Origin of the sequence: Methylocucumis oryzae (assembly GCF_000963695.1) — a bacterium.
Lineage (GTDB): Bacteria > Pseudomonadota > Gammaproteobacteria > Methylococcales > Methylomonadaceae > Methylovulum > Methylovulum oryzae.
In genome coordinates this window covers 1-873 of the sequence record NZ_LAJX01000351.1, presented here as the reverse complement: position 1 = coordinate 873, position 873 = coordinate 1, and the positions used below count along the sequence as shown (strand labels likewise).

Genomic DNA, 873 nt, shown 5'->3' with positions numbered 1-873 from the left:
ACCACTGCTTCAATGACGCTAAGCGATCAGCGGCCACTGCTTCACCGCCGACGCACACAACGCTTAAATTAATAGGTTGATTTAATCGGGCTAAGGTATCGACCAAATGATAAGCATGACTGGTCGGTGGGTATAGCACCGACACCTGATGACGAGTCATCGCGGCTAAGCTGTCTTCGCCAGTCCAATCGCCGTGGCCTAACACGAGCGCAGCGCCTGAGACCAACGGTGTTAACCATTGCTCCATCGCCGCATCAAAGGTAAAGGCGGCAAAATGCAAAGCACGGTCATGGGGTTGATAGGCATATAACTCGGCGGCGGCTGCAATATGACGCGCCAACGCGCCATGACTGACGCATACGGCTTTAGGCGTACCGGTGCTGCCAGAGGTGTGAATCAAATAGGCGGCATTCTCTGGGTGCAGTTCGACAGCCGGTGGTGTGTCGGGTTGGTCGGCTAAAACCAAACACGCGGGCAGGCGGGTGTCAGCGCTCAACCACCACAGCCAGTGATGCTCAGCGCTGTTGTCAGTGTGCAAGGTATGTACTGACCCGTCTAATCCCGCCGCCAAGTCGTTAGCCGCATCGGAGTATGGGGCCTCCCATAACACCTGCTTAACACCCGCATCACGTAACGCCTGGATTAACCGTGCGTTAGGAGTGTTAGGCGACAACGGCAAAAACGCCGCACCGGTTTTTAACACGGCCAGCATAGCCACCACGCTGTTGACGGTACGTGACAAGACCAGGCCAACAATATCATCAGGTTTTAGGCCACTGTGTTGTAGACTGTGCGCTAAGCGGTTGGACTGACGTTCTAGTTCGCCATAGCTTAAGCGGGTCTCGCCGTCGATAAGCGCAATGGCGTTGGGTT

At 55.3% G+C, this 873-nt stretch carries 1 protein-coding gene; it reads right to left on the bottom strand.

Features of this window, described 5'->3' with window-relative positions:
- Nucleotides 1-873 (bottom strand): AMP-binding protein (locus VZ94_RS21390; RefSeq protein ID WP_045780798.1); only part of this gene is annotated, 873 nt, incomplete at both ends.